This is a genomic window from Variovorax sp. 10L421 (assembly GCF_056395365.1).
In genome coordinates this window covers 1-567 of the sequence record NZ_JBFTJJ010000072.1, presented here as the reverse complement: position 1 = coordinate 567, position 567 = coordinate 1, and the positions used below count along the sequence as shown (strand labels likewise).

Genomic DNA, 567 nt, shown 5'->3' with positions numbered 1-567 from the left:
GTGCAGAAGGTGACGGTGCTCAACCAGACGCCTTCGGCCTTCGGCCAGCTGACCAGCCTGCCGCGAGCCTACCAAGAGCATTTGTCCCTGCGCGTGGTGATCTTCGGCGGAGAGGCACTGGACCCGCAGCGCCTGCGCCAGTGGATCGAACACCATGGCGATGACAGCCCGCAACTGATCAACATGTACGGCATCACCGAGACCACGGTGCATGTGACCTACCGGCGGATCACCGCCGAGGACCTGGGCCTGCAGCGCAGTCCCGTGGGCATCGCCATCTCCGACCTGGGGATGCGCGTACTCGATGGGCAACTCAACCCGGTACCGGTGGGCGTGGCCGGCGAGCTGTATGTCTCGGGCGCCGGGCTGGCGCGCGGCTACCTGAACAGGGCCGGACTGACATCGGAGCGCTTCATTGCGGCAGAAGGCGGACAGCGCCTGTACCGCACAGGCGACCTCGTGCGTTGGAGCGCGGAAGGCCAATTGGAGTACCTGGGCCGCATCGACCACCAGGTGAAGGTGCGGGGCTTCCGCATCGAGCTGGGGGAGATCGAGGCGCAGTTGCTG

1 protein-coding gene is annotated in these 567 nt (G+C 66.3%); it reads left to right on the top strand.

The genetic code is table 11. From position 1 onward, the window contains the following. Positions 1 to 567, top strand: a 567-nt coding sequence (locus AC1DFC_RS29775; RefSeq protein WP_478180589.1) for an AMP-binding protein, incomplete at both ends; no start/stop codon positions are given.